Source organism: Proteus sp. TSJ240517, from assembly GCF_047921575.1.
Lineage (GTDB): Bacteria > Pseudomonadota > Gammaproteobacteria > Enterobacterales > Enterobacteriaceae > Proteus.
Window position 1 is genome coordinate 1 of record NZ_JBLRMH010000029.1, and the last position, 1190, is coordinate 1190.

Consider the following 1190-nt stretch of genomic DNA (forward strand, 5'->3'; position numbering starts at 1 on the left):
TCCCGTAATAACAATGCCATTGATTGTCCTCGGGTAAAAGGCAGATAGTCCGTATTAAAGACCAGTGTTCCATCTTCACTGTACAGTGATAACCCCCAACGTCTCTTCGGGGTCAAAACCATTCCTGAAACGAATACACACACATAAATGTCTGTTTGGGCTGAACTGTATAATTGCTTTTTATGCGCTAAATAGCTCACTTCCGCTTGAGGGTTGGTGGCATGATAAAACACAACACACTTATCTAAATGCGGTAATGTTGTTGGCAAAGACCAATAGCGCCCGCCTTCAAGGTGGATTTTTTGTCGAGACACACAATAAGTCATTTGTGTATTACGTGTAATCGCACTTCGAAATCCCTGAAAGGCTCCATACCACTCCACACCATACGTTGATTTTGTACTATCCGGTAACGGGATACCATAAATATCGACCACCATATTGGCTCTTTTGGCCATCTGTGGGTCTTGAACCTGAACATTGTCATAAACATACTCATAACGTAATACAGGTCCTTCCATTCGGATATGCGTTATTCCCTGAAAATACGCATAATCATTCACCGCCATATACACAGAAGCCACTCTCGGGATGGCGAACGCCTCATACCCCATGGCTTCATGAATGACTTTGCTCCGTGTTTTTTTCGGTTGTCGATAATGGGGCCAATCTTCTGGCCCTATCTGATAAGAGGTTAAATAACAGAGAATTTGCGTATCACGCGTTAAACGGTAAGGTTTACCGCCTTCAACAGGAAAAATTTCAAGACCATACATAAATCAATTCCCTAGATAACCGATTTTCATCACAAGGCGTTTTTTCTCATCTTTGACGACCAATTGATTATTGGTGATATTTAATGCCCCATTACCACCCGTAAAGCGGAAAATATTGTTTTTTGCATCCAATAAAAAGCCATTCCCTTTATCAAATCCCGATGATTTAAAATAATTGAGTACTACTAGTTTCTGTATCCACGCTTTATCCATTAAGGCTTCATGAATAACCACCTGTCCATTCTTCACGACAAACGGTGTCACCACTTTGCCATTTAATGACGATATCACCGCAAAGTTTTGGGCATTAACCAGAAATTGGCTATTTCCTTGCGCATTAAATCCTAAGCCAATGCCGGTAATGACTTTATTCCCTTTGCTATCCTGCTGGACTTTCATTGTCCATGATGCGGA

General features: G+C 41.3%; 2 protein-coding genes. Both read right to left on the minus strand.

Annotation, left to right across the window (positions count from 1 at the left end):
* Nucleotides 1-776: hypothetical protein (locus tag ACNARN_RS18615; RefSeq protein ID WP_416304819.1), on the minus strand; the 776-nt coding region annotated here is incomplete at its 3' end.
* 3 nt (nucleotides 777-779) lie between these two features.
* A partial coding sequence (locus tag ACNARN_RS18620) for a phage tail tip fiber protein (RefSeq protein WP_349420354.1) occupies nucleotides 780-1190 on the minus strand: 411 nt, incomplete at its 5' end.